We start from the raw sequence: 24,058 nt of genomic DNA, 5'->3' as shown, positions 1-24,058 counted from the left end.
TGGCTCCCCGCCGACCGGACCGGTCCCTTTCTCCGTCAGCCCACCGCGTACGCCCGGATCACGGTCTGGCGCACGGTGTTCCCGCTGTCGTCGCTCGCGCTCGCCCGCAGCGAGACGGACCCGCTCGCCGGGTTCCGCACCACGACCGTCCAGTGGTCCCCGGTCCGCGTCGTCACCGCGGGCTGCCAGGTGCGTCCGTCGTCGGTGGACATTTCGACAGCCAGCTTGGTCCCGGCACCCCCGCCTTGCCGCTCCACGAACGCAGGGATCGTGAAGAACCGGTTGCCCGGCGCGCGGTTGCGGAGGTCGACGGCGGGCGCGAAGCGGGCCGTCAGCAGCGGCAGGGCCTGGCCGTCCGCGGCGGCCGACGAGCGGAACCCCCACTCCGCCGAGACGTCCGTCCACAGTGGCCACCAGCCGGTGTGCCGGTGGGCCTCGGCGGTGAGCCGGTACGCGCCGTCGGCGTCCGGCACCGGGATCGCCGCGAGCGTGGGTTCGCCCGACGGCGCGACGGGAACCACGACGCCGTCCCGGGTGAGACCCACCGAACCGGTGTCGCCGGCGAACGCCTCGGGCTTGCGCGGCCGGCCGGCGGCGTCGCCGAACAGCGGCAGCCACAGGTCGAAGACGCCGTCCTTGCGCCACGCCCACGGCCGCGGTTTCTCGCCGGAGTACGTCACGGTCAGTCCGCGCAACGTCGGCCCGGCGACGGCCTTGTTCCAGCTCAGCTGGTACTTCCGGCCCGCGGCCACGTCGAGGTTTTCGGTCAGCTCGCCGCGGTGACCGCCGGTCCACACCGTCTCCCACCGGCCGGGGGAGTAGTACTCGGACCGTTCCTGCTGCGCGGCGACGGGTTCGGTGTAGCCGTACCCGATCAACCGGCCGAAGAACTCGCGCCCGGCGACGTACCGGACTTCGCCGGGAGCGTTGTCGTGGTAGGCGGTGCGCACTTCGGCGAGGTCACGGGTCTTCGGCCGCTGCACGCGGGGCGCCGTCAGCTGCTTTTCGACGCCGTCGGACAGCTCGTAGCGGAAGTTCGGCGACGGACGGCTGACCACCGTCGCCGACGCCCGGCCCGTCTTGGCCAGTTCCGTGAACCGCTGCGCGGTCACGCTCTGCCCGCTCCAGATCGTCGGCAGGGTCAGCTTCGGCAGTTCGCCGCCGAGGACCGTGGCCGCGGCGGCGTCGCCGGACAGGTCGACCAGGCCGAGCGCCGCTCCGGCGTGCTCGACGTTCGCGAGCCGCCGGTACGTCTCGTCGACCGGCGTGCTCGACGGCAGCCGGAGGACCACGAGCTTGCCGTGGACGTCGATCCCGGCCAGGTCCTCCGGTGTGCCGGCGCCGCCGGACGCCACCGGGAGCGTGGTGCGCCCGGCCGGGGCGGCCGATTCCAGCCAGCGACCCCGGACGGCGAACGGCTGCCCGTCGTCCGCGGTCAGCTCCAGGTCCGGCTCGGTGGCCCGCCGTTGCTGGGCGAAGGCGAACGTCGCCGACGAAGTGCCCGGCACCGTCGCGGCGAAGGCCTCGTGGAAGCGGGGATCGAGGTCGAACCCGCCGTCGAAGACGCACGCGCAGGCCGTGATCCGGCTCAGCCGCTCGACGGTGTGCGTGCCGCCGCGCGCCGCCGGGTTGTCCGGCTCGAGCGACACCGGTTTGCCGTCGCGCGCGTCGAACGTCTGCGTGACGGCGTGGTCGAGGACGAGTTCGGGGTGGGTGATGAAGCTGTACGACGGTTCCTGACCCGGTCGCGGCGTCTCGATCACGCTGTTCACGACGTAGCGGCCGCGCGGCAGCCGGTAGGTGCCCGGCTCGCCCTGGGTGAGCGCGCCGCTGTCGAGGTCGAGGATGGTCACCGGCGGATAGCCGGTCGGTGACCACGGTTTGCCGTCGCGGTCCAGGAGGCCGACGGTCAGGTCGTACGTCTCGTCCTCCTGCCGCACCGACAGCGCGGTGCGGGTGCTGACGCCGTCGCCACGCGCGGTGAGGACGCCGGAGTACGTGCCCGGGTGCCCGTCCCGCGCGGTGAAGGTGAGGTCCACCGGGGAGCTCCCGCCGGCCGGCACCGTCACGGTCGCCGGGAAGGTGACGCCGTCGAGGGACGTCTCGAGCGTCAGCGTGACCGGGGCGGTGCCCGCGTTGTACCAGGTCACCGTCGCGTGCTTGGTCATCCCGTGGTTGGGCCACGGGAGGAATGCCGACGCGCTGCCGGTGGCGGTGACCGTCGTGGTCGTCGCGCGGGCGACGTCGACGCGGCCCGTGCCGACCGCGGCCGGGGTGGCGTCGACCGGGGTGGCGGTGCTGGTCAGAGCGGCCTTGAGGCGGTCAGCGGTCCAGTCGGGGTGCTGCTGGGCGAGGATCGCCGCCGAGCCCGCGACGTGCGGCGTCGCCATCGACGTGCCGCTCAGCGTCTGGTAGCTGTCGCCGACGGGGTCGCCCGCGGACGGAATCCCGGCGGGCCGCGCGGCGGTGATCGCCTCACCGGGCGCCGCGACGTCCGGCTTCGCGGCGCCGTCGCCGATCCGCGGCCCCCGGCTGGAGAACGGGCTGAGGACGTCCTTTTTGGACACACTGGCCACGGCGAGCGCCGCGTCGGCCGCGGCCGGGGCCGCGACGGATTCGTCCTGCCCGAAGTTGCCCGCGGCGACGACGAAGAGCGTGCCGTACTGCCGGGTCAGGGTGTTCACGGCTTCGGACACCGGATCGGTCCCGTCGGACGGTCCGCCGCCGAGGCTCATGTTGACGACGCGCGCGTGCGCTTCGGTCACCGCCCACTGCATGCCGGCCAGGACCGTGCCGAGCGTGCCGTCGCCGGAGTCGTCCAGGACCTTGCCGACGGCCAGCGTCGCGTCGGGGGCCACGCCCCGGTACTTCCCGCCGGACGCCGCGCCGGAGCCGGCGATGGTCGAGGCCACGTGCGTGCCGTGCCCGTGGCCGTCCTCGACGCTGCCCTTGCCGGTGAAGTCCTTGCTCGCCGTCACGTGCCCGGCCACGTCCGGGTGCGCGGTGGCGATCCCGCTGTCGAGCACGGCGACGGCGACCCCGCGGCCGGTCAGGCCCGCCTGCCACGCGGTGGGGGCGCCGATCTGCGGCACGCTCTGGTCGAGGGTCGCGTGCACCTTGGCGTTCAGCCAGACCTTCGCGGGGCCCGCCGCGAGCGTCGCGGGTTCCGCGGTGAGCCGGTTCCAGAACGCCGCGGCGCCGGACTTCGGCTCGTCCAGGGCGGTGTAGCCGAGCCCGGACGGCCGCGCGGCGACACCGGTCCGGGTGGCGACCGCCGGGTCCGCCTGGCGGACCAGCAGCGGCACGTGCGGTGTGCGGGCGTCGTCGTAGCCCTGGCGCAGCAGGCCGGTGACGTTGAACAGCTGCTCGTCGAGCCGTCCGGCCCGGACGAGCCCGGCGGCGTCGCCGGGCAGGACGTACCGGTCTCCGCGCCGGGCGTACTGCTGGAACGGCACCGGGCGGTCGCGGCGGGCGGGCAGCACCCGCACGTCGGAGCCGCTGACCAGCACCTGGTCGCCCGTGACCAGCGTGATCCGGCGCGGCGAGGCCGCGGGCCCGTCCACCGGCCCGCCGCCCGGGGCGGCCGCCGCGCCGGGTGCCGCGAGCGCGCCCACGGCCAAGGTCACCGCGAGGATCGCGGTGGTGGGTCGTCTCATGGGATGTTTCCTCCCTTGTCGGAGTCCCTCGGCCTGTGGAACGGCCTCGGCGAGCCGGCGGGTTGCCCGGATTTCGATCTCCGGGCAACCCCGGCGCCCGTGGACCCCGTTGGACAGGTGTTGGGGGCGACGAGGAGGAACTGGTGAAACGGTCGGAAGAAGCGGGGTACCGCGACTACGTCACGGCCCGGATGGAGGTCCTGCGCCGCACGGCGTACCTGTTGTGCCGGGACTGGCACCTCGCCGACAACCTGGTGTCGATCACCATCGGCAAGCTGTACCGGCACTGGCCGCGGGTCCGGCAGGTCGAGCACCTCGACGCCTACGTGCGCCGGATCCTGGTGCGGACGTGGCTGGACGAGAAGGCCAGAGCCTGGCGGCGGGAGGAGCCGGCGGAGACGCTGCCGGAGCCTGCGGTGCTGCCCAGCGACGACGTCGTCGAGCGGATCGGCCTGCTGGAACTGCTCGACGCGCTGCCGCCGCGGCGCCGGGCCGCGGTGGTGCTGCGCTACTACTGCGACCTGTCCGTCGAGGAGACCGCCGAGATCCTCGAGTGTTCACCCGGAACCGTGAAGAGCCAGACCGCGCGCGGGCTCGACTCGCTGCGCGCGCTCGTCGCCGCGAGCCAGAGCTGATGGAGGGGCAATGAGCAAGGACCAGTTCGACGCGGCGATGGGCGCCGTCCCACCGTCCACAGTAGACGTCGAGGCGGTGCTGGACCGCGAACGCCGTCGCGCGCGGGTGCGGCGGGTGGCGAACCCGTGGACCGCCGCGGGCGCAGGCGTGGCGGCAGTGGCCGTCGGCGTGGCGGTGGCGTTCGTCCCCGGTGGCTCCGGTGGCTCCGGCGGCACGGCGGTGGTGCCCGGGGCGTCCGGCACGCCGACGGCGCCCTCGCCCTCGGAAGATCCCTGTGCCGTCAGCCCCTACCCGCCGCAGACCGGCGCGCCGATCCCGGAGACCGCGGCCGCCGCGGCGAGCCGGCTGACGAAGGCGCTGACGGGTGCGGTGCAGCAGCGGGTCGCCGAGGGCACGAAGCTGACGGAGAACGCCGCCCAGGGTGAGTACCCGAAGGGGAAGCAGCACCCGCCGTTGACCTTCTTCCACGTGTTCTCCGCGCAGGTGCGGCACGAGTCGTCGTGCCGCGGCGGCGAGGACTACTTCATGGCCGCGGCCACGACGTCGAAGGGAGCGCTCAGGGGCAACGTCTGGGCGATCGTGACGCGGCTCGGCGGCAACGCCACACCGGCCACCGAGTGCGGCAAACCGCCCGAGGACATGCAGCAATCGTGCGAGCGGAAGGCCGGGCCGCACGGCGAGACGGTCGTCGAGGAAACGCTCAGCTCCCCGGGGCAGGCGACGTTCAACCGGACGAACGTCACCAAGCCCGACGGCACGGGCGTCATGGTGGAGGCGCAGAACGTCGCCGACGACGCCAAGAAGAACCACCCGGACGGGCCGGACATGCCGTCGCCGCCGCTGACCCTCGCCCAGCTGACCGACATCGCGCTCGACCCCGGCCTGACGCTCTACCCCTGAGCAGCCAGGATGGCCTTCGCGGCTTCGCGGGCCGTGCTCGCTTCGCCCGGGTCACCGGTGATCGCGGCGAGCACGGTCGCGCCCTCGACCAGCGCGAACAGCTGGTCGGCGGTGCTCCGGGCGGCGACGAGACCACGCAGGTAGGCGCGGACCTCGTCCTTGTGCTTGCGGATCGCGGCGGCGATGCCCGGCGCGGGCTCGCCGAACTCGCCGAAGGAGTTGATGAACGCGCAGCCGCGGAAGCCCGGCTCGGCGAACCAGCTCCCCAGCCAGTCGAAGACGGCGAGGGGGTCGTCGCCGCGGGCGTGGACGAATTCGCGCAACGACCTCCGCCAGCGCTCGTCCCGGCGGAGGAGGTAGGCCTCGACCAGGTCGTTCTTCGCCGGGAAGCACTGGTAGAGCCGCTTGAGCGAGACGCCCGAGCGCGCGCGGACGGCGTCCATCCCGACCGCCTGCACGCCGTGGGCGTAGAAGAGCTCTTCGGCGGCCTCCAGCAGGCGGTCGGTCGCCTCCGTGGAATTCATGTCACCTGCCTCTGGCGCGGAGAATGGCCGTTCTCTAGGCTACCGGAGAACGCGCGTTCTCTACTTGATGGAGGAAGATCCCATGACCCCACGCCCGCCCTTCCCGCCGTTCGACGAAGACACCGCCCGCCAGAAGGTGCAAGCCGCCGAGGACGCGTGGAACACCCGAGACCCGGAGCGGGTCTCGCTCGCCTACACGGAGGATTCGGTCTGGCGCAACCGCGACCAGCACGTCGTGGGGCGCGCGGAGATCGTCAAGTTCCTGACGGCGAAGTGGGAGCGCGAGCTGGACTACGCGCTGCGCAAGGAGCTGTGGGGCTTCCGCGGCAACCGCATCGGCGTCCGGTTCCAGTACGAGTCCCGGAACGCCGAGGGCCAGTGGTTCCGCAGCTACGGCAACGAGCTGTGGGAGTTCAGCGACGAAGGCCTGATGCGACGGCGCGAAGCGAGCATCAACGACGTCCCGATCGCGGAGGCCGACCGCCGCATCTTCGGCCCGCGCCCGGAGTCCGAACACGGCGTGCTGCTGCCGGTCTTCTGAGTCCGCCCTCGGCGGAACCGCGCCCGGCGGCCCCGCGGCCCCGGCAGGCTCGGGGCATGACGGCATCGGCGTTCGGCGGGGAAGTGAGCGAGTACTACCAGCGGTTCCGCCGCGGCTACCCGCCGGAGGTGGTGTCGGCGCTGGTCACGGCGTTCGGGCTGACCCGCTCGGACGTCGTGCTCGACCTCGGGTGCGGCACCGGCCAGCTCACCCGCGCCCTGGCGCCCTCGGTCGGCGCCGTGCTCGGCATGGACCCGGAACCGGCGATGCTCGCCCAGGCCCGCGGGGCGACGGCGGAGTCGAACGTCAGCTGGTTGCTCGGCGCGGACACCGACCTCGGCGCACTGACGGCGGTCCTCGGCCCAGGCCGCCTGGCCATGGTGACGGTGGCGCAGGCGCTGCACTGGATGGACCACGAGCGGCTGTTCGCCGCGGTGCGTCCGCTGCTGCGCCCCGGCGGCGGGGTCGCGGTGGTGACCAACGGCGAACCGCTGTGGCTCCAGGACACCGCGTGGTCCGCCGCGCTGCGAGAGATCCTCTCGGCGTACCTCGGCACCCCGCTGCACCGCACCTGCGGAACGGACGCGGCGAGCCAGCAGCGGTACGCGGACGCCTTGTCGGAGGCCGGATACGGCGTCGATTCGCTGGTCGTCGAGTACTCCGCGCCGCTGAGCGTCGAGGAGATCGCCGGTGGCGTGTTTTCGGCGATGAGCCCCGAGCAGCTGCCCGCCCCCGACGCGAGGCCGGCGTTCACCGAGCGCGTCCGGGAGGCCGTGGCGCCGCACGGACCACTGCGGGAGCAGGTCCGCGTGCGGCTCCTGACCGGAAGCCGGTGAACCGGACGAACCGATCACGGAAGGCGATTACGTACCGGTCCCTACTGTTCCGCTGATTGTTTCCCGGGGAAGCGGCGCGGATGCTCGCTGCGAGGCGCCCGTCGCGCCACCGTTCCCCGAGGAGTCCCCATGACCAGCAGGTTGAGAGCTGTCGCCGCCACCTTCTTCGCCGTCTTCGCCCTCGCGCTCACCGTCGACGCGGCCGTGACCACGCCCGCCGCGGCGCAGCCGGACTGCGTCCGGCCCTGCCGCTTCTGAACGGCCTACCTACAGTTCCGGAACCCCGGCGGCGACCGGCTCGAAGGCGTTCCCGGTGGCGATCTTCGGCCGGGGCAGCTCGACCGGTTCGGCCGGCTTCGCGCGCCGGTAGACCGCGGCGGTCGCCTCGGCGATCCGGCTCCAGTCGAAGTCCGCGGCCAGCCGGGACTGGGCGGCTCGGGCCCGCTCGGCCGCGGCGTCCGCGTCGGACAGCACCGTCGTCACCGCGTCGGCCAGCGCGGCGACGTCGCCGGGGCTGAACGCCAGCCCGGTCTCGCCGTGGACCACGACCTCGCCGAGCCCGCCGGCGGTCGACGCCACCAGCGGCGCCTTCGCGGCCGCGGCCTCCAGCGCGACGATCCCGAACGGCTCGTACCGGCTGGGCAGCACCACGGCGTCGGCCGCGGCGAGCGCCGCGCGCAGGTCGCGGTCGGACAGGTGCCCGACGAAGTCGACCGCCCGCCGCACCCGCAGCTTCCGCGCCTGCTCGACCAGCTCGTCGAAGTGCCGTCCCTTTCCGGCGACGACCACCCGCGTGCCGGGGTGGCGGCGCCGGATGCGGGGGAGCGCGGCCAGGAGGTCCTGCACGCCCTTCTCCCACTCGAGCCGGCCGAAATAGAGCAACAGCGGCGCCCCGGCCGGGCTGTAGACCTCGCGGGCGTGCGCGATTTCGTCCGCCGGCACCTGCCAGCCGCGTTCCTCGATGCCGTTGTGGATCACGGTGACGTCGGCCGCTTCGACCTCGAAGAGGTGCGCGACCTCCCGGCGCATGGCCTGCGAGCAGGTGATCAGCGCGTCGGCGCGGTTCGCCAGCCACCACTCGACCGAGTGAACCTGCTGGTTCAGCGGGTGCGACAGCCAGCCGGAGTGCCGCCCCGCCTCGGTCGCGTGGATCGTGCCGACCAGCGGTACCCGCGCGGCCTCGGCGATGGCGATGGCCGGGTGCGCGACCAGCCAGTCGTGCGCGTGCACGACATCGGGCTGCCAGCCGCGCAGCAGGTCCTGCGCCGCGCGGATCATGGCGTGGCCCATGGCCAGCGTCCAGGCGACGAGGTCGCGTTCGAAGGTCACGTGCATCGGGTCTTCGGCGACCCGGATGATCCGCACGCCCTCGACGACGCGGTCGGTGCGCGGGTGCGTCCCGGCGTCGGTGCCCGCGGCGTGCCGGCAGAGCACGACGACTTCGTGACCCTGCCTGGCCAGGTGGCAGGCGAGCGCGTGCACGTGCCGGGCCAGGCCCCCGATGGCCACTGGCGGGTACTCCCAGGACAGCATCAGCACACGCATGCGCAGAGGTTACTCGCGAGTCGGAAGGGCTCCGCGCCGCCCGTGCCAGCCGACCGGCGGGAACTTCGTCCGGAATGTGACACGTCTCACCGGCAGCCTTCGCGATCTCTGCCACCATCGGCCGGGATGACTCCTCCCGAAGACCCCGGCTGGCGCCGGCTCGACCCGCCCCTGTCCACTCCCTGGACCGGCGAGGTGGGTCCGGGCAACGCGCTTCCCGAGTACCCGCGGCCGCAGCTGACCCGGTCGCGCTGGCTGAACCTCAACGGCGTCTGGGAGTACGCGGGCTGGCCGTCTTCGCCCGACGAGCCCCGGCCATCCGGCTACGCCGAGCGGATCCTGGTCCCGTTCCCGCCGGAGTCGGCGTTGTCCGGAATCGGCCGTCGCGACGAGGTCCTCTGGTACCGCCGCCTGGTCGAGATCCCGGCCGACTGGCGTGGCGACCGCGTCCTCCTGCACTTCGGCGCGGTCGACCAGACGGCGAAGGTCTGGGTCAACAACCAGCTCGTCGCGACGCACGAAGGTGGCTACACGTCGTTCAGCGCGGACATCACCGACGTCCTGCGGGCTTCGGGGCCGCAGGAGCTGACCGTCCGGGCCGAGGACCGGACCGACATCGAGCCGTTCCCGGTCGGCAAGCAGCGCAACGCGCCCGGCGGGATCTGGTACACGGCGTCGTCGGGAATCTGGCAGACGGTCTGGCTGGAGCCGGTGCCCGAGCACCGCGTCGAACGGCTGGACCTGACCCCGGACCTGACCGGCGTGACGGTGTTCCCCCAGGTCACCGGCGGCGCCGAGGTCGTGGTCGTCGTTTCGGCGAACGACGCCGAGGTGGCCCGCGCGTCGGGGCCGGCCGGCACGTCGGTGCGCGTGGACGTTCCCGAACCACGTCTCTGGACGCCCGACGACCCGCACCTCTACACGCTGCGCGTCCAGCTCCGCGACCGCCACGGCGCGCTTCTCGACGAGGCCGGCAGCTACGCGGGCCTCCGGACGATCGGCCTGGTCCCGGACGAGCGCGGGCGCCCGCGGATCGCGCTCAACGGCCGCGTCACCTTCCTGCACGGCCCGCTCGACCAGGGCTACTGGCCGGACGGCATCTCGACCGCGCCCACCGACGACGCGCTGCGCTTCGACCTCGAAAAGACGAAGGAGCTGGGCTTCAACTTCGTCCGCAAGCACGTCAAGGTCGAGCCGGCCCGCTGGTACTTCTGGGCCGACACGCTGGGCCTGGTCGTCTGGCAGGACATGCCGTCGCTGACCGCGTCGTTCGACGGGCCGCCCGGGATCGCGCCGGACCCGGTGCCGCGGGCGCGCGAGCGGTTCGAGGCGGAACTGATCAAAATGATCACTCAGTTGCGGGCGGTCCCGTCGATCGTCGGCTGGGTGCCGTTCAACGAAGGCTGGGGCGAGTTCGAGACGGCCCGCGTCGCGGAGCTGGTCAAGTCCCTCGACCCGACCCGGCTGGTGATCGCGAACAGCGGCGTCAACTGCTGCTTCTCCCGGCCGGACAGTGGCGCGGGTGACGTCTACGACAACCACACGTATGTGGGCCCGGGGTCGCCGTCGGTGGCGGACGGCCGCGCGCTCGTCGACGGTGAGTACGGCGGCCTCGGCCTGGTCCTCGACGACCACCGCTGGCCCGGTCCGCCGAACGCGTACGAAATGACGACTACGCCGGAGCGGCTCACCGAGCGCTACGCGGAGGTGAGCGCCGCTCTCGAGCGAGTGGTGGCGGAATGCGGGTTGTCCGGCGCGGTCTACACGCAGACGACGGATGTCGAGAACGAAGTCAACGGCCTGCTCACCTATGACCGGCGGGTGGTCAAGGTCGACGCGGACGTGGTCGCGAAGTGCGTGCGAGCGGTGATCGGGGCAGGCTCGGCCTGACCTCGCCGACAGCCGTCGTCAGTTTTCGGCCACCGCTCTGAGCAGGCCGTCGCGCCCGTGGTCGAGCGCCGACAACAGGGCCCCGCGCAGCGCCGCCGAGTCCGTCACGGCTCCGGCCTCCACGCGCACCGGCCCGGGCGCCACCGCGTGGACCGTTCGCCGGATTTCCGCCACGAGCTCCGGCCGGCTCCCGGCCGGCCCGCCCAGGAGCACCAGGTCCGGGTCGACGATCGTGCAGATCGCGGCCACGGCCCGGCCGAGTGTCGCGCCCAGCAGCCGTAGCCGTTCGACGGCCACGGCGTCTCCGGCCGCCTGGTCGAGCGTGGTCAAGATCGCGCCGACGTCCAGCGAAGGCGCGTCCGCCCGCCCGAACCCCTGGTCGGCGAGGGTCGACGCGAGCGTGGACCCCGAACTGTCCAGGTAGCCGATCTCGCCCGCCAGGCCGTGCGCCCCGCGGACCAGCTGGTCCCCGACGTAGAGGCTGACGCCGAGCCCGGCGCCGACATAGACGTACGCGAAGCTCTTCGCGTCCCGGGCGGCGCCCTCCCGCCGTTCGGCGAGCGCCGAGAAGTTGACGTCGTTGTCGAGGAGGACGTCCGGGCCGATCTCGCCGGCCCGCAGCGTGCCTTCGGGAAATGGCGACCCCGGCAGTGCGACGACCTCGTGCGTGACAGGGTCGACGGGGTTGGCCACCGAGATCGCGGTCGCCCGCACCGGCCCCGGCCCGGCGACGCCCGCGGCCGTGATCGCCGCCCGGACGGCGGCGGTGATCGGACCGGCGTCCGGTGGGTGCCGTTCGGTGGCCAGGACCGTCCCGGTCAGATCCGTCGTCACGGTGCGGATGCCCTGCTGGTTCACCTCGGCGGCGACGACGCGCCCGGCGTCGGCGGCCAGCTCGTAGAACGTGGCGATCCGGCCGCGGCGGCCGGTCTGGTCGGTGCCCGTGGCCCGCAGCGCGCCCGCCGTCTCGAGCCGCCGGACGGATTCGGAGATCGTCGGCTTAGAGATCCCGGTGGTCGCCGCGAGCTCGGCGCGCGTGGTCCGGCCGTGGCCGAAGACGTGGTCGAGGACCGCGCGGTCGGTCATCGCCCGCAGCATCGCCAGGCGCGGGAGCGGCCGGTCGGGGTCGGACATCGCACCTCTTGTGGCGGGGGACGGACAGGGGTTACCGTAGCCGGGCCATTCTAGTAAGGAGTCCTAACCAAAACGGAGGACGCCGGTGACCACCACGGAACTGCCCACGAACATGTCCGAAGCCATCTCACGGACCAAGCGGGAGCTGCGCGCCCGGATCGGCGACGTCGCCGGCGCGTTCGCCGAGGTCCGGGACGCGATGCGGCGGGAGGTCGACGCCGTCGCCGCGGATCCGGACGCCTTCCCAGTGGTCCGCTACCGCGACATCGCCGACGGCACCGTGCCGCAGCGGACGCTCGACGCCGTCCGGCGCCGCGGCTGCGCCGTCGTCAAAGGCACCTTCGCGCGCGAAGCGGCCGAAGCGTGGGACGCCGAGCTGGCCGCCTACCTCGCCGACAACGACTTCGCCGGCACCTACCAAGGCCCGGCCGACGACGTCTTCGCCGGCCTCGCCTCCAGCCAGCCGCAGATCTACCCGGTCTACTGGTCGAAGCCACAGATCCAGGCCCGCCAGCACGAGCACATGGTGACCGTCCGGCGGTTCCTCAACTCCTTCTGGCGGCACGAGTCCGAGGGCCGCGTCTGGTTCGACCCCGACCGCGACACGGCCTACCCCGACCGCATCCGCCGCCGCGCGCCCGGCTCGGCGTCGCTGGGCCTGTCCGCCCACACGGACTCCGGCTCGGTCGAACGCTGGCTGCTGCCCGCCTGCCAGCAGGTCTTCCGGCACGTCTTCGCCGGCGACTGGCGCGCCTACGACCCGTGGGACGGCGCCCACCGCACCGAAGTCGACGAATATCCGTCGACGGTGATGTGCTCGGCCTTCCGCACCTTCCAGGGCTGGACGGCGTTGTCGGAAATGCGCCAGGGCGACGGCCTGCTCCACGTGGTGCCGATCCCGTCGGCGATCGCGTACGTCCTGCTTCGCGCCCTGCAGGACGACATCCCCGACGACGACCTCTGCGGCGCGGTCAACGGCCAGGCGCTGCCGGTCAGCGACAAGTACCACGACGTCCTGCTGCCGGCGCTGACGTCGATCCCCGACGTCGAACCGGGTGACACGGTGTGGTGGCACGGCGACGTCGTCCACGCGGTCGCCGACGGCACCAATCCGGACCGCTGGGGAAACGTCATGTACATCCCGGCGAGCCCGCATTGCGCGAAAAACGCCGCCTACGCCGAGAAATGCGGACGCGCATTCCTGGCCGGTAAGAGTCCCGGCGATTTCGCGCCCGAAGACTACGAAGTGCACTGGACCGGCCGCGCCACGATCGACGACCTCAACGCAGTCGGACGCGCCCAGCTCGGCCTGTGAACGGGCACCGCGCCGGGGCGGAGGCCACCCGCCCCGGCGCGATCGGCCACTACAAGGACAGCCCGAGTCCCAAGTGGAGACCCAGCAGGTGAAGGGGCTCGCCGTGGTGGTGGTGATGGTGGTGGTGGTGACCGCCGCACACCAGCAGGCAGTGGCGGGCTTGGACGTCCGCGTCGGACTGCGTCGCGGCGGAGGCGGTTCCCAGTGCGGGGCCGGCCAGCAGCAGCCCGAGTGCCACGGGGAACGCGGCCACGGCGGCCCGGCGTGTGGAGGTGCTCATCGGTGATCCCTTCTCGCACACGGTGGCGCCGGAATGGCGTCGTCTCCAGTATTCGGCGCGGAGAAGGGAAAACGGCAGACTGATCACCCGGGATTAGACCGTCCGGATCGCGGCACCCGATTTTATGGGGTTTGCGTGATACCCGGTCAGCGGGGTGTTTCCCGCCGGTCCGGTGAATTCCGGCGATGGCGGGGGACAGGGGTCCCCCGCCGTGGTATCACGCCGGAAGGGCCGCCTCGATGGCCTTGACGACCGTCTCGTCCTCGGGCTCGGTCCGCGGCCGGAACCGCGCCAGGACCTCGCCGTCCGCGCTGACCAGGAACTTCTCGAAGTTCCACTGGACGTCACCGGCGGCACCCTCGGCGTCGGCCGCCTTGGTCAGCTCCGCGTAGAGCGGGTGCCGGTCCTCGCCGTTGACGTCGATCTTCTCGAACATCGGGAACGTGACGCCGTAGGTCGTCGAGCAGAACGTCTGGATCTCCTCCGCGCTGCCCGGCTCCTGCCCGGCGAACTGGTTGCACGGAAAACCGACCACGGAGAAGCCTTGGCCGCCGAAGCGCTCCTGCAGCCGCTCCAAGCCCGAGTACTGCGGGGTAAGGCCGCACTTCGACGCGACGTTGACCACGAGCAGCGCCTTGCCGGCCAGCGAGCCGAGCGAGCTGTCCTGCCCGTCGAGCGTCTTGACCGGAATGTCGTGAATCGCCATGAGTCCCTCTCAGTCGTGCTTCAGCGCCCGGGCGTCGAGGTGCCCGAACGGTCCGTCGTCGGCGCGGAAGGCGGCGGCGAGCTCCTCGGCCCGCACGCGGTCGCCGCGGCGCAGCAGCCCGGCGAGCGCGTCGAAGCGCTCGGTGTGCACCGCCGCGCGCCGCCGCGCGTAGTCGGCGGCGGAGTCCTTCGTGACCATGAACGCCCAGTCGCTTTCCAGCGCCAGCATCGCCTCGGCCACGGCCTGGTCGGCGACGGTGTCCCGGGCGGTCGTGTCCAGCCCGGCGACCAGGTCGAGGAGCCGCCCCTGCAGCGCCGCGTTGGCGTCGACCATGTCCTTGACCTGCTCGCCGTCCCAGACGCGCCAGTCCTTGCCCGACCCCCACGACGACGACGGCAGGTCGATCGGCGGGCCGACGTGTCCAGCCTCCATCGCGCCCTTCAGCGTCGTCACCCGCACCCCGGCCTCGGGTAGCGCGCGCAGCACGCCTTCCAGCCAGGCCGGGCCTTCGTGCCACCAGTGCCCGAACAGCTCCGTGTCGTACGCGGCGACGACGAGGGCCTCGCGCCCGTGTTGCGCCTTCAACGACCGAAGCCGCGTCACGACCGTGTCGACGAAGTCCTTGACGTGCAGCCCGAGGACGTCCGCAGCGAGCGAAGGGTCGTACGGCGCCTTGTCCGGCGGCTCGACCGTCTTGCCGGTGACGCGCGACGCCTTGAGCCCGACCTCGTGCGCCCACGTGTGGAAGTCGCGGTACGCGGCATGGCCCGGATAACCGGCCTTCGGCGACCACACGCGGTAGGTGACCTCGAGGTCCCGGCCGAACGCGAGGACGTCGGTGTCGCCGACCGGCCGCGCGGCCCAGGTCTCGCCGCGCAGCGACGGGCCGTCGACGAGGAACCGCCGCACGCCCGCGGCCGCGTAGGCGTTTTCCAGACCAGGCGCGTAGCCGCATTCGGGCGCCCAGATCCCCTCGGGCCGCGACCCGATCCGCAGCGCCGTGTCGGCGAGGCCGAACTTCAGCGCGAACTCCCGCACCCGCGGGTCCAGCAACGGCTGGAACGGGTGCGCGAGGGGGCCGCCGAGCAGCTCGATCGTCGAGTCGTCGACCAGCGACCGCAGGATCGGCGAGAACCCGTGCCGCCACCGCGTGCCGAGTTCTCCGGCCGCGCGGACCGCGGTCCGGTGCTCGGCCGCGGCGAGCTCGCGCAGGATCGGATCGTCCCGCCAGAGCGTCGACGCGTGCTGCGCGCGCAGCTGCCAGTGGCCGAGCCAGTCGTGGAACGCGCGGATGCTGTACGGGTCGTCGAGCTGCGCGGCGAGCACCGGCGTCACGCCCAGCGTCAGCACGTCCCGGCGGCCTTCGGCGGCGAACCGTTCCAGCAGGTCGACCATCGGCAGGTACGAGTGCGCCCACGCCTGGTAGAGCCACTCCTCGCCGACCGGCCAGCTCCCGTGGTGCGGCAACCACGGCAGGTGGCTGTGCAGGACGAGGCAGAAGGTGCCTTCGTTCATCGGCGCACCGCCACGGCGACCAGGTCGAGGCTCGCGTCGAGGTTGTCGCCGTGGATGTCGAACCCGGTCGCTTCGATCGCGGCGACGTCGGCGAGCAGCGCCGCGGGCCAGACGGCCTGCCCGGGCAGCTTGCCCATGACGACGTCGAGCTGGGCGTCGATGATCGAACCGCCGTACCGCTCGTCGAGCGCGCGCACGGCTTCGCCGTGGTGCAGGCCGTGCAGCGATTCGACGTCGAAACCGGCGTCCGTGAGGAGCTCGGCCAGCTCCGCCGGCGCCAGCTCACGCGTGTGGAACGGGTTGAGCGGCGTGTCGCTGTCCGGCGTGAACGTCAGCCGGTTCGGCGTCGTGACCAGCAGCCGCCCGCCCGGCTTCAGCACCCGGTGGCATTCGGTGAGGAACCCCGCTTGGTCCCACAGGTGCTCGATGACCTGGAAATTGGCCACGACGTCGACGGCGCCGTCCCGCACCGGCAGGTACGCCAGGTTCGCCCGCGCGACGGTGACCTCGGGGTAGCGCCGGGCGACGTGTTCGGTCGTCGGCACGTCGTAGTCCAGCGCGAGCACCCGCCGGGCCGTGGTCGCGACGAGCCCGGCGCCGTAGCCCTCGCCGCAGCCGGCTTCGAGCACCGTCGCGTCCGCGCAGTGGGGGAGCAGGGCGGCGTACGCGGCTTCGTGGCGGCGGAACCAGTAGTTCTCCTCGGCGATGCCGGGGACGGTGCGTTCGCCGGTCAGGTGCAGCGCCTCGGCCCGGGTGGCTGGGGTGGTCACGTCCGCGACCCTAGCGGTGTCACGTCCGGTCCGGCCGTCTCGTTCCGTGGTCATGCAACGGACCATCACCCGCGTACTCCTCGTCGTCTTCGGCCTCGTCGAACTGCCCGTCGGCCTCTGGCCCCTGCTCTCGCCACTGGGCTTCTACCAGGACTTTCCCGGCTTCCGCAGCGGCTGGGTCAGCATGGACGGGCCCTTCAACGAGCACCTCCTGCGCGACTTCGGCGGCCTCAACCTGGCGCTCGCGGCGCTGCTGGTGGGAGCCGCCGTGATCGGCACCACAGCGGCCGCGCGGCTCGCGGCCGTCTCGGCGCTGCTGTTCGGGCTGCCGCACTTCCTCTACCACCTCGGCCACGTCGGGCACTTCGAGACGATCGACCAGGTGCTCATCCTCGCGACGACCGGCCTCGGCGTGCTGGTGCCGCTCGCGCTCCTGCTGATCCCCGCGCGCCGGGTCAGTACACCGGCGACACCGTGATGCCGAGCGCGCCCGGGCCGAGGTGCGCGCCGATGACCGTGCTCGCCTCGACGACCATGCTCTCGGCCATCGCGGGCACCCGGCGTTCGATCTGCCTGCCGATCTCGAGCTCGTGGTCGCTGGCGCCGAACCGGGTCACGGCGATGTCGGCGCGGAACCCGCCGGACTTCTTCACCGCGAGGTCGACCATCTTGGCCAGCGCCCGCCGGGTACCGGGGACGCGGGCCAGCGGCGCGACCTCGCCGTCCTTGACCGTGAGCAGCGGCTTGATCGAGAACGCGGAGCCGATCATCGCCTGCGCGGCGCCGATCCGCCCGCCGCGCCGGAGGTATTCCAGCGTGTCGACGTAGATGAATTCGGTGCTCGTGGCGCACCGGCGTTCGGCGGCTTCGATGACGCGGCCGGCGTCCGCGCCGGCCGCGGCCGCCCGGGCCGCGGACACCGCGGCGAAACCGAGGCTCATCCCGGTGGTGCGGCTGTCCAGGACGTGCACCGGGATGCGGACCTGCTGGGCGGCCTCCCGGGCCGCGCGGACGGTGTCGGACATGCGGCCGGAGATGTGGATGCTGACGATGGCGGTCGCGCCGGAGGCCGCCGCTTCCTGGTAGGTCCAGAAAAACGCCCCCGGATCCGGGGGCGCAGTGGTGATCACCTGTCCCGCTCTCATCGCGTCGATCACCTCGCCGCGGTCGAACCGGTTTTCGTCGTCGAAGTGACTTCCCAGGTTCAGCTGGATCTGGACGACTCCGATGGCCCAGCGGGCGGCGACGAGGTCGGGCAGGCAGGAGCTCGAGTCGGTGATGACGGCGATGCGCGCGGGCATGGTGGGGGAGGTTAATGCCTCACACCCACTGCTAGTAGGCCGTGGTTGGTCCGATCGGACGAACGGCACTTCGGGCGGGGTAACCGGTCGACTACCGGGACAATCGTCCCAATAGATTGCGCATCCAGGTGAATGGCGTCACCTCGGCGGGTCCTGGCGGCCGAATGCCCCTAATCTACCGGCCAGTAGAGCACTGTCCCGTGGTCTTCCCGCGGGCCACGAACCGGGAGGTCGAAGCAGACCCATGACCAACATCGTCGTCCTGGTCAAGCAGGTACCGGACACCTACTCGGAGCGGAAGCTCAACGGGTCCGACCACACCCTTGACCGCGAATCCGCCGACGCCGTGCTCGACGAGATCAACGAGAAGGCCGTCGAAGAAGCGCTGAAGATCAAGGAAGCCGGCGAGGGCGAGGTCACCGTGATCTCGGTGGGCCCGGACCGCGCGACCGACGCCATCCGCAAGGCGCTGTCCATGGGCGCCGACAAGGCCATCCACGTCTCCGACGAGGCCCTGCACGGCTCCGACGCGATCGCCACCGCCAAGGTGCTCGCCGCCGCGATCGCGAAGGTCGAAAGCTACGACCTGATCATCGCCGGAAACGAGTCCTCCGACGGCCGTGGCGGCGCCATCCCGGCCATCCTCGCCGAGCTGCTCGGCCTGCCGCAGGTCACCTACGCCCGTGAGGTCACGGTCGAGGGCACGACCATCAAGGCGGTCCGCGAGACCGAGGACGGCCTCACCCGCCTCGAGGCGACCCTGCCCGCCGTGGTCAGCGTCGGCGAGAAGATCAACGAGCCGCGCTACCCGTCCTTCAAGGGCATCATGGCCGCGAAGAAGAAGCCGGTCGAGACGTTCACCATCGCCGACCTGGGTGTCGACGCGGGCGAGGTCGGCCTGGCCAACGCGTGGTCCACGGTGACCGAATCCTCGCCGAAGCCGCCGCGCACCGCCGGCGAGAAGGTCGAGGACGAGGGCGACGGCGGCACCAAGGTCGCCGAGTACCTGGTCGGCCAGAAGCTCATCTGACAACGGTTCGAGGAGGAAGTAGAACAATGGCTGAAGTACTCGTCCTCGTCGACCACGTCGACGGTGAGGTCAAGAAGGTCACGCTCGAGCTGCTGACCGCCGCCCGCGCGCTCGGTGAGCCGTCGGCCGTCGTCGTCGGCCCGACCGGCACCGCCGCCAAGGCGAAGCAGGCGCTGGCCTCGCACGGCGCCGCCAAGGTGTATGTCGCCGAAGGCGACGACGCCGCGAACTACCTGGTCACGCCGAAGGTGGACGTGCTCGCCGCGCTGGCGCAGCAGGCCTCCCCGGCCGCCGTCCTGGTCACCGCCAGCGGTGAGGGCAAGGAGGTGGCCGCGCGCCTCGCCGTCCGGCTCGGCTCCGGCCTCATCTACGACGCCGTGGGCGTCAACGGCGACGGCGTCATCGACCAGTCGATCTTCGGTGGCGCGTTCTCGGTGAAGTCGAAGTCCGCGAAGGGCGCCCCGGTCGTCTCGATCCGCCCCGGCGCGGTCGAGGCCGAGCCCGCCGAGGGCGCGGCGGCCGAAGAGACCGTCGAGATCCCCGCCACCGACGCGGCGAAGTCCACCCGCATCACCGGCGTCGAGCCGGTGACCGGCGGTGACCGGCCGGAGCTGACCGAGGCCTCGATCGTGGTCTCCGGTGGCCGCGGCGTCGGCTCGGCGGAGAAGTTCGACGTCGTCGAGAAGCTGGCCGACTCGCTCGGCGCGGCTGTCGGCGCCTCGCGCGCCGCCGTCGACTCCGGCTACTACCCGGCGCAGTTCCAGGTGGGCCAGACCGGCAAGACCGTGTCGCCGCAGCTGTACATCGCCCTCGGCATCTCCGGCGCGATCCAGCACCGCGCCGGCATGCAGACGTCGAAGACGATCATCGCCGTCAACAAGGACCCGGAGGCGCCGATCTTCGAGATCGCCGACTTCGGCATCGTCGGCGACCTGTTCAACGTCGCGCCGCAGCTGACCGAAGCGGTCGAGAAGCGCAAGGGCTGATCGCTCGTCCGAAGGGCCTTCCGGGAACTCCCCGGAAGGCCCTTCGCGGGTTCTCAGGACCTGAGAGAAGCCTGAGAACCCGCCATTAACTGAACGTGCACTAATCGGTCATCGGATGGCACTCTCCGCGGCTTCCTCCGCGCAGGTACACCTTGACCATGACGACGTCACAGCTCCTCGTCAGCACTGATCAGGCGGGTGTCGAGCTCCCCGCGGACGCTCCCCGGTACTCCCTTCTCGTCGCGCACGCGAACGACGAAGTGGTCGCCGCGCAAAAGCTGCGTCACCGGGTTTTCGCCGAGGAGATGGGCGCACGCCTGCACTCCCTCACGCCCGGCCTCGACGCAGACGAGTTCGACGAGTTCTGCGACCACCTCGTCGTCCGCGACGACAACACCGGCGACATCGTCGGCTGCTACCGGATGCTGCCGCCGGACCGCGCCGCCCAGGCCGGGAAGCTGTACGCCGACAGCGAATTCGACCTGACCGCCCTCGACGGCATCCGGCCGTCACTGGTCGAAACCGGCCGTTCGTGCGTGCACCCGGACCACCGCAGCGGCGCCGTCGTCAGCCTGGTCTGGGCCGGGATCGCCCGCTACATGCTGCTTTCGGGCCACCGCTACCTCGCCGGCTGCGCGTCCGTCCCGCTGGCGGACGGCGGTTCGCTCGCCGCCGGCGTGTGGGACATCCTGCGCACCAAGCACTACTCGGACGAGGCCACGCGCGTCTCGCCACTGATCCCGTGGGACGCCACGGGGATCGAACGCCCGGCGCGCGCCACGCTGCCGCCGCTGATCAAGGGCTACGTCCGGCTCGGCGCCAAGGCCTGCGGGCCACCCGCGCTGGACGCGGACTTCGGCGTCGCGGACTTCTTCGTCGTGCTGGACCTGCACAACGTCGACGAGCGGTACCTGAAGTTCTTCCTCGGAGTCCAGGTATGAGCCACGCCTGGATGCCGGCCTCGCCGTGCGGCGACGGCTGCCTGACCCACGACAACCCGGTCGTTAGCTTCCCCCGTCGGGTCCTGCGCTTCGGGGCGGCGATCGGGGTCGTCTTCGCGGCGCTGCTGTTCGCACCGGTGCTGCTGGTGGCGCCCCGCCTGGTCCGGCTGATCTTCCGCGGCATGCTGCGGGCGTTCGGCGTCCGCCTGGACATCCGGGGCGGCGCCGATTTCCTGACCGCCCCCGCCGGCCGCGGCGCGCTGGTGGTCAACAACCACATCTCGTGGCTCGACATCGTGGCGATCAACGCCCTGCGGCCGATGCGCGCACTGGCGAAGAAGGAGATCGCGAGCTGGCCGGTGCTCGGCGGCCTGGTCCGCCGCGGCGGCAGCATCTTCCTCGACCGCGAACGGCTGACGACGCTGCCCGCCACGATGGCTTCACTGGCCGACGCCCTGCGGACGGGCTCGCTGGTGAGCGTGACTCCGGAGGGCACGACGTGGTGCGGCCTGGCCTCAGGCCGCTTCACGACGGCGACGTTCCAGGCGGCCATCGACGGCGGCGTCCCGGTCCGCCCGATCGCGCTGCGGTACCGTCTCGCCGACGGCCGCGAGACGAGCCGCCCGGCCTTCATCGGCCCGGAGTCGCTGATCGCGTCCCTGCGCCGGGTCGCGTCCCTGCGCGGCCTGGTGCTCGAGGTCCACATCTGCCCGGAGATCGCCCCGGGCCGCGCGGAGAACCGCCGCGAACTGGCCGCCCTCGCCGAGGCGGCGGTCCATTCCGCACTGGGCACGGTCCAGATCCCGGCCCAGGCGCGGCGCCGGACCCCGCGAGGGCAGAAGGCGCCACTGGCTTCGCCTCCCGCGAAGTGATCCGGGCCTGTCGCCGCGACCCGGCGACAGGTCCGGGTCGGCTTGCAGCGTTGTTCGTGGCCTGTCACCGTTATTCGGCGACAGGCCACGTTCGTTGCTCAGCCGGTCGGGCTTGGAGACCCGCTGGCGCCCGTTGTTCTGCCGGTCGGGCCTGGAGATCCGCTGGCGCCCGTTGCTCAGCCGGTCGGGCGAAAACCGCTGCCGCCCGTTGCCACATCTGCTCAGGCTGGCCGGATCCGGCTTGGTGCCGGTCCGGCCCGCCGAACGGCTGCGAAGACTGGCCGAATCCGCAGCGGCCGTCCCCAGCCCGCCCGCCTCGGTCAGCTGACGGCGATCGTCAACTTCCCGCCCGGGTGCCCGCCCTCGCTCTCGATCTGCGCCGCGGCCGCCTCGGCGAGTGGGTAGCTCTTGCCCTGCGCGATGCCGACCCCGCGGTCGGTCACCCAGCCGGCGATCTCGGTCAGGACCTCCCGCGTCTGCTCACCCCCGCTGGAGAAGGGGATGCCCAGCTCGAAGGCAGCGCCGTCGGCGATGGTGACGATCCGGTCCTTCGTGCCCCGCAGCTCGACGGACTCGGGCAGCACCCCGCGACCGGCGGCGTCGAACACGGCGTCCACCGGCCCGGACGCGACCCCGCGGACCCGCTCCAGCCAGCCGTCGCCGTAGAGCACCGATACGACGCCCAGCGACTTCAGGTCGTCGAGGCTCCGGCTGCCGCCGGTGCCGATGACGGTCAGCCCCTGCGCGACGGCGACCTGGGCGGCGAACCGGCCGACCGTGCCGCTGGCGCCGTGGATCAGCAGCGTCTCGCCTTCACGGACGTCAAGCAGCCCGAGAACGCGAAGCGCCGTCTCGCCGGCGACAGGCATTGCCGCCGCGTCCGCCCACGAAAGGCTCGCGGGCTTCGGCGCGACGGTCTTCGCCAGCGCGTACTCGGCGTACGCGCCGGTCTCGGACCAGCCGAACACCTCGTCGCCGACGGCGAAGTCCGCGCCCTCGCCGACGGCGTCGACCACCCCGGCGACCTCGAGGCCGGGGATGTGCGGGAAGGGGACCTGGAAGTTCTGCTGCATGGCGCCGTTGCGGATCTTCCAGTCGATCGGGTTGATCCCGGCGGCCCGGACGGCCAGCCGCACCTGTCCCGGTCCGGGCTCCGGCACCGGAACCTCGGACAGCTGCAGGACGTCCGGCCCGCCGTAGGCGGAGAAGGTGATCGCTCGCATGGTGTTTCTGCGCTCCTCGGTTCGTGACCTTCGGTGTTCGAATGTCCTCCCTGGAAGTCAACTCGTCCAGCGGGTCCGCCGAACCACCCGGACGAGCAGTGTTCACTAGCCGGACGAGCAGGTCGCCGGCCCGGGGACGCGCCTACCTTGGCAGCCAGGGATGCCTCCTGGTCGGATCCGCGCCACGTCCTGGACGTCGTCGAACGGCTGCTTTCGGCGCCGCGGCCCCAGCTGCTCAGCCGGTTTTCCGTCGAGCTGGGGAAGCTGATCCCGCACCGCGCCGTCGCCATGCAGACGGGGGACTGTCCCCGCAGCCCGCTCAAGGTCCTCGGCGACGAGACGATCACCCAAGCCGTGACGAGCGTCGAGCTGCAGCGGCTGGTCGACCGCAGCGAGCCGGACCAGGCCCTGGTGCTCGACGGTCCGCTGGGAGGCGTCGAGCGTCGTCTGGTCCTGCTCGCTTCGACGCCGGCGGTCGGCCGGGGCGCCGTGCTCGCCGTGGTGCCGGAGGACGCGGAGCCGCCGTCCGCCGAGCTGGAGCTCGCGGCCCAGTTGTGGCACATCGTCAGCACCGACGCGGGCCAGCGCGCGACCGACCCGGGCCCGGACGTCCTGGCCAGCAGCCTCGCCGCGGCGACCGCCCGGGCCCAGGCGATCACGGACCTCGGCCAAACCCACGCGGCGACCCTCGTCACACTCCTGGCGGTCCTCCGCTCCGGACGGCTTTCCGACGCCGTCGCGCGCCGCACCGCGATCGACCTCGCCGCGGACGCGCTCCTCGAGCTCAAAGGCGTCGTCGACCGCGACCAGGCGCTGTCCGCAGAACAGGCGGACGCGGCCTTCGCCGTGCTCAAGACCCAGCTCGCCGACCTGGTCCGGCACACGGAGGTCGACGTCGACCTCGCCGACCCGGTCGGCGACGCGTCCCTCCCGCAGGACATCGCCCACACCGCGCGCACCCTGACCCGCGGCCTGGTCCTGGCCGCCGTCGACCGCCCGGCGACCACGCGCCTGCGAGCGTCCTGGCGGCTGGACGGCTCGGTGCTGCGGATCACGGTCCGCGACGACAGTCCCGAAGTCGCCGACGCGATCCCGGCCCGCGGCCTGACCGACCGGCTCACCACCCTCGGCGGCCACTGGGAGGTCGACGCAGTACCCGGCTGGGGCACGACGGTCACCGCGGTCCTCCCGCTCGGCGTGGCCGAACCGCCGGAGCTGCGGCCCCTCGACCGGCTCAACCCGCGCGAACTCGAGGTTCTGTCGGGCATCTCGCAAGGCTTGCGCAACCGGCAGATCGCCGAGCAGCTGCAGCTCAGCGAACACACGGTCAAGTTCCACGTCCGCAACATCCTCGACAAGCTGAACGTGAGCTCCCGCGGCGAAGCGGCCGCCTTGGCCCGCGACCTGCCGCTGGAACCGGTGGCGCACCGCTCCGCCTGAAATCGGCTTGACCTCCA

The 24,058-nt window shown here is 72.3% G+C and carries 23 protein-coding genes; 13 read left to right on the top strand and 10 right to left on the bottom strand.

Features of this window, described 5'->3' with window-relative positions; translation table 11 throughout:
• Positions 1 to 35: 35 nt before the first annotated feature.
• Positions 36 to 3,656: a S8 family serine peptidase gene (locus ACH54P_RS20735; RefSeq protein ID WP_489915144.1), complete on the bottom strand. Its 3,621-nt coding sequence runs from the start codon at positions 3,654 to 3,656 to the stop codon at positions 36 to 38.
• Between the two features lie 143 nt (positions 3,657 to 3,799).
• On the opposite strand from ACH54P_RS20735, the gene ACH54P_RS20730 reads away from it, so the two are divergent.
• Together ACH54P_RS20730 and ACH54P_RS20725 are read left to right on the top strand one after the other, a co-directional pair.
• On the top strand, positions 3,800 to 4,291 hold the full coding sequence (locus ACH54P_RS20730) for a SigE family RNA polymerase sigma factor (protein ID WP_489915142.1): 492 nt from the start codon (positions 3,800 to 3,802) through the stop codon (positions 4,289 to 4,291).
• Between the two features lie 10 nt (positions 4,292 to 4,301).
• Positions 4,302 to 5,192, top strand: a complete 891-nt coding sequence (locus ACH54P_RS20725) for a hypothetical protein (RefSeq protein ID WP_489915140.1) — start codon at positions 4,302 to 4,304, stop codon at positions 5,190 to 5,192.
• On the opposite strand, the gene ACH54P_RS20720 is transcribed toward ACH54P_RS20725, so the two are convergent.
• The gene (locus ACH54P_RS20720) at positions 5,183 to 5,716 is read right to left on the bottom strand and encodes a TetR/AcrR family transcriptional regulator (RefSeq protein ID WP_489915138.1); all 534 of its coding nucleotides are present in this window, start codon (positions 5,714 to 5,716) and stop codon (positions 5,183 to 5,185) included. The genes ACH54P_RS20725 and ACH54P_RS20720 overlap by 10 nt on opposite strands.
• 82 nt (positions 5,717 to 5,798) lie before the next feature.
• Here ACH54P_RS20720 and ACH54P_RS20715 point away from each other — a divergent pair, with 82 nt between their 5' ends.
• From ACH54P_RS20715 to ACH54P_RS20705, 3 genes are all read left to right on the top strand, one after another.
• Complete coding sequence (locus ACH54P_RS20715; protein ID WP_489915136.1) at positions 5,799 to 6,257, top strand: nuclear transport factor 2 family protein; 459 nt, start codon at positions 5,799 to 5,801, stop codon at positions 6,255 to 6,257.
• A gap of 56 nt (positions 6,258 to 6,313) precedes the next feature.
• Entirely contained in the window at positions 6,314 to 7,093 is a 780-nt protein-coding gene (locus ACH54P_RS20710; protein WP_489915134.1) for a class I SAM-dependent methyltransferase, read from the top strand.
• Between the two features lie 129 nt (positions 7,094 to 7,222).
• Positions 7,223 to 7,351: a hypothetical protein gene (locus tag ACH54P_RS20705; protein ID WP_489915132.1), complete on the top strand. Its 129-nt coding sequence runs from the start codon at positions 7,223 to 7,225 to the stop codon at positions 7,349 to 7,351.
• A gap of 9 nt (positions 7,352 to 7,360) precedes the next feature.
• Here the strand turns inward: ACH54P_RS20705 and ACH54P_RS20700 are convergent, their stop codons facing one another.
• Positions 7,361 to 8,638: a glycosyltransferase family 4 protein gene (locus ACH54P_RS20700; protein ID WP_489915130.1), complete on the bottom strand. Its 1,278-nt coding sequence runs from the start codon at positions 8,636 to 8,638 to the stop codon at positions 7,361 to 7,363.
• 126 nt (positions 8,639 to 8,764) lie between these two features.
• On the opposite strand from ACH54P_RS20700, the gene ACH54P_RS20695 reads away from it, so the two are divergent.
• The gene (locus ACH54P_RS20695) at positions 8,765 to 10,528 is read left to right on the top strand and encodes a glycoside hydrolase family 2 protein (RefSeq protein WP_489915128.1); all 1,764 of its coding nucleotides are present in this window, start codon (positions 8,765 to 8,767) and stop codon (positions 10,526 to 10,528) included.
• Between the two features lie 18 nt (positions 10,529 to 10,546).
• On the opposite strand, the gene ACH54P_RS20690 is transcribed toward ACH54P_RS20695, so the two are convergent.
• The gene (locus ACH54P_RS20690; protein ID WP_489915126.1) at positions 10,547 to 11,662 is read right to left on the bottom strand and encodes an ROK family protein; all 1,116 of its coding nucleotides are present in this window, start codon (positions 11,660 to 11,662) and stop codon (positions 10,547 to 10,549) included.
• Between the two features lie 85 nt (positions 11,663 to 11,747).
• On the opposite strand from ACH54P_RS20690, the gene ACH54P_RS20685 reads away from it, so the two are divergent.
• Positions 11,748 to 12,977, top strand: coding sequence for a YbiU family protein (locus ACH54P_RS20685; protein ID WP_489915124.1), 1,230 nt, complete (start codon positions 11,748 to 11,750; stop codon positions 12,975 to 12,977).
• A gap of 49 nt (positions 12,978 to 13,026) precedes the next feature.
• On the opposite strand, the gene ACH54P_RS20680 is transcribed toward ACH54P_RS20685, so the two are convergent.
• The 4 genes from ACH54P_RS20680 to ACH54P_RS20665 all read right to left on the bottom strand — a co-directional run bounded on the left by ACH54P_RS20680 (position 13,027) and on the right by ACH54P_RS20665 (position 16,248).
• Complete coding sequence (locus ACH54P_RS20680) at positions 13,027 to 13,257, bottom strand: hypothetical protein (RefSeq protein ID WP_489915122.1); 231 nt, start codon at positions 13,255 to 13,257, stop codon at positions 13,027 to 13,029.
• 217 nt (positions 13,258 to 13,474) lie between these two features.
• Positions 13,475 to 13,963: a glutathione peroxidase gene (locus tag ACH54P_RS20675; protein WP_489915120.1), complete on the bottom strand. Its 489-nt coding sequence runs from the start codon at positions 13,961 to 13,963 to the stop codon at positions 13,475 to 13,477.
• Positions 13,964 to 13,972: 9 nt separating this feature from the next.
• The gene (locus ACH54P_RS20670; RefSeq protein WP_489915118.1) at positions 13,973 to 15,478 is read right to left on the bottom strand and encodes a 1,4-alpha-glucan branching protein domain-containing protein; all 1,506 of its coding nucleotides are present in this window, start codon (positions 15,476 to 15,478) and stop codon (positions 13,973 to 13,975) included.
• Positions 15,475 to 16,248, bottom strand: a complete 774-nt coding sequence (locus ACH54P_RS20665; RefSeq protein WP_489915116.1) for a class I SAM-dependent methyltransferase — start codon at positions 16,246 to 16,248, stop codon at positions 15,475 to 15,477. Before ACH54P_RS20665 ends, ACH54P_RS20670 begins: the two co-directional genes overlap by 4 nt.
• Before the next feature lie 52 nt (positions 16,249 to 16,300).
• Between ACH54P_RS20665 and ACH54P_RS20660 the strand changes: the two genes are divergently transcribed.
• The gene (locus ACH54P_RS20660) at positions 16,301 to 16,726 is read left to right on the top strand and encodes a hypothetical protein (RefSeq protein WP_489915114.1); all 426 of its coding nucleotides are present in this window, start codon (positions 16,301 to 16,303) and stop codon (positions 16,724 to 16,726) included.
• Here the strand turns inward: ACH54P_RS20660 and ACH54P_RS20655 are convergent.
• Positions 16,704 to 17,549, bottom strand: a complete 846-nt coding sequence (locus tag ACH54P_RS20655; protein WP_489915112.1) for a DegV family protein — start codon at positions 17,547 to 17,549, stop codon at positions 16,704 to 16,706. The two genes, ACH54P_RS20660 and ACH54P_RS20655, sit on opposite strands and share 23 nt — an antisense overlap.
• A gap of 244 nt (positions 17,550 to 17,793) precedes the next feature.
• Here ACH54P_RS20655 and ACH54P_RS20650 point away from each other — a divergent pair, with 244 nt between their 5' ends.
• From ACH54P_RS20650 to ACH54P_RS20635, 4 genes are all read left to right on the top strand, one after another.
• The gene (locus ACH54P_RS20650; protein ID WP_489915110.1) at positions 17,794 to 18,579 is read left to right on the top strand and encodes an electron transfer flavoprotein subunit beta/FixA family protein; all 786 of its coding nucleotides are present in this window, start codon (positions 17,794 to 17,796) and stop codon (positions 18,577 to 18,579) included.
• 26 nt (positions 18,580 to 18,605) lie between these two features.
• Positions 18,606 to 19,565 (top strand): electron transfer flavoprotein subunit alpha/FixB family protein, encoded by a 960-nt coding sequence (locus ACH54P_RS20645; RefSeq protein ID WP_489915108.1) that lies wholly within the window; start codon positions 18,606 to 18,608, stop codon positions 19,563 to 19,565.
• A gap of 158 nt (positions 19,566 to 19,723) precedes the next feature.
• A complete protein-coding gene (locus ACH54P_RS20640) occupies positions 19,724 to 20,506 on the top strand; it encodes a GNAT family N-acetyltransferase (RefSeq protein WP_489915106.1) in 783 nt (260 codons plus the stop codon).
• The gene (locus ACH54P_RS20635; RefSeq protein ID WP_489915104.1) at positions 20,503 to 21,378 is read left to right on the top strand and encodes a lysophospholipid acyltransferase family protein; all 876 of its coding nucleotides are present in this window, start codon (positions 20,503 to 20,505) and stop codon (positions 21,376 to 21,378) included. Before ACH54P_RS20640 ends, ACH54P_RS20635 begins: the two co-directional genes overlap by 4 nt.
• Before the next feature lie 320 nt (positions 21,379 to 21,698).
• Here the strand turns inward: ACH54P_RS20635 and ACH54P_RS20630 are convergent, their stop codons facing one another.
• The gene (locus ACH54P_RS20630; protein ID WP_489915102.1) at positions 21,699 to 22,601 is read right to left on the bottom strand and encodes an NADP-dependent oxidoreductase; all 903 of its coding nucleotides are present in this window, start codon (positions 22,599 to 22,601) and stop codon (positions 21,699 to 21,701) included.
• Positions 22,602 to 22,748: 147 nt separating this feature from the next.
• Between ACH54P_RS20630 and ACH54P_RS20625 the strand changes: the two genes are divergently transcribed.
• Positions 22,749 to 24,041 carry a helix-turn-helix transcriptional regulator gene (locus tag ACH54P_RS20625; RefSeq protein ID WP_489915101.1) on the top strand — a complete coding sequence of 431 codons (1,293 nt, stop codon included), beginning with the start codon at positions 22,749 to 22,751 and terminating at the stop codon, positions 24,039 to 24,041.
• The last annotated feature ends 17 nt before the right edge of the window (positions 24,042 to 24,058 follow it).

The sequence above is a fragment of the Amycolatopsis sp. N2S4-7 genome (genome assembly GCF_058119595.1).
This window is presented reverse-complemented; position numbering and strand designations above follow the sequence as displayed.

Coding starts and splice junctions, on each gene's coding strand:
- ACH54P_RS20635 (WP_489915104.1), top strand. CDS start 20,503: ATGAGCCACGCCTGGATGCCGGCCTCGCCGTGCGGCGACGGCTGCCTG.
- ACH54P_RS20630 (WP_489915102.1), bottom strand. CDS start 22,601: ATGCGAGCGATCACCTTCTCCGCCTACGGCGGGCCGGACGTCCTGCAG.
- ACH54P_RS20660 (WP_489915114.1), top strand. CDS start 16,301: ATGCAACGGACCATCACCCGCGTACTCCTCGTCGTCTTCGGCCTCGTC.
- ACH54P_RS20655 (WP_489915112.1), bottom strand. CDS start 17,549: ATGCCCGCGCGCATCGCCGTCATCACCGACTCGAGCTCCTGCCTGCCC.
- ACH54P_RS20720 (WP_489915138.1), bottom strand. CDS start 5,716: ATGAATTCCACGGAGGCGACCGACCGCCTGCTGGAGGCCGCCGAAGAG.
- ACH54P_RS20695 (WP_489915128.1), top strand. CDS start 8,765: ATGACTCCTCCCGAAGACCCCGGCTGGCGCCGGCTCGACCCGCCCCTG.
- ACH54P_RS20700 (WP_489915130.1), bottom strand. CDS start 8,638: ATGCGTGTGCTGATGCTGTCCTGGGAGTACCCGCCAGTGGCCATCGGG.
- ACH54P_RS20680 (WP_489915122.1), bottom strand. CDS start 13,257: ATGAGCACCTCCACACGCCGGGCCGCCGTGGCCGCGTTCCCCGTGGCA.
- ACH54P_RS20705 (WP_489915132.1), top strand. CDS start 7,223: ATGACCAGCAGGTTGAGAGCTGTCGCCGCCACCTTCTTCGCCGTCTTC.
- ACH54P_RS20690 (WP_489915126.1), bottom strand. CDS start 11,662: ATGTCCGACCCCGACCGGCCGCTCCCGCGCCTGGCGATGCTGCGGGCG.
- ACH54P_RS20735 (WP_489915144.1), bottom strand. CDS start 3,656: ATGAGACGACCCACCACCGCGATCCTCGCGGTGACCTTGGCCGTGGGC.
- ACH54P_RS20715 (WP_489915136.1), top strand. CDS start 5,799: ATGACCCCACGCCCGCCCTTCCCGCCGTTCGACGAAGACACCGCCCGC.
- ACH54P_RS20675 (WP_489915120.1), bottom strand. CDS start 13,963: ATGGCGATTCACGACATTCCGGTCAAGACGCTCGACGGGCAGGACAGC.
- ACH54P_RS20725 (WP_489915140.1), top strand. CDS start 4,302: ATGAGCAAGGACCAGTTCGACGCGGCGATGGGCGCCGTCCCACCGTCC.
- ACH54P_RS20670 (WP_489915118.1), bottom strand. CDS start 15,478: ATGAACGAAGGCACCTTCTGCCTCGTCCTGCACAGCCACCTGCCGTGG.
- ACH54P_RS20640 (WP_489915106.1), top strand. CDS start 19,724: ATGACGACGTCACAGCTCCTCGTCAGCACTGATCAGGCGGGTGTCGAG.
- ACH54P_RS20645 (WP_489915108.1), top strand. CDS start 18,606: ATGGCTGAAGTACTCGTCCTCGTCGACCACGTCGACGGTGAGGTCAAG.
- ACH54P_RS20650 (WP_489915110.1), top strand. CDS start 17,794: ATGACCAACATCGTCGTCCTGGTCAAGCAGGTACCGGACACCTACTCG.
- ACH54P_RS20710 (WP_489915134.1), top strand. CDS start 6,314: ATGACGGCATCGGCGTTCGGCGGGGAAGTGAGCGAGTACTACCAGCGG.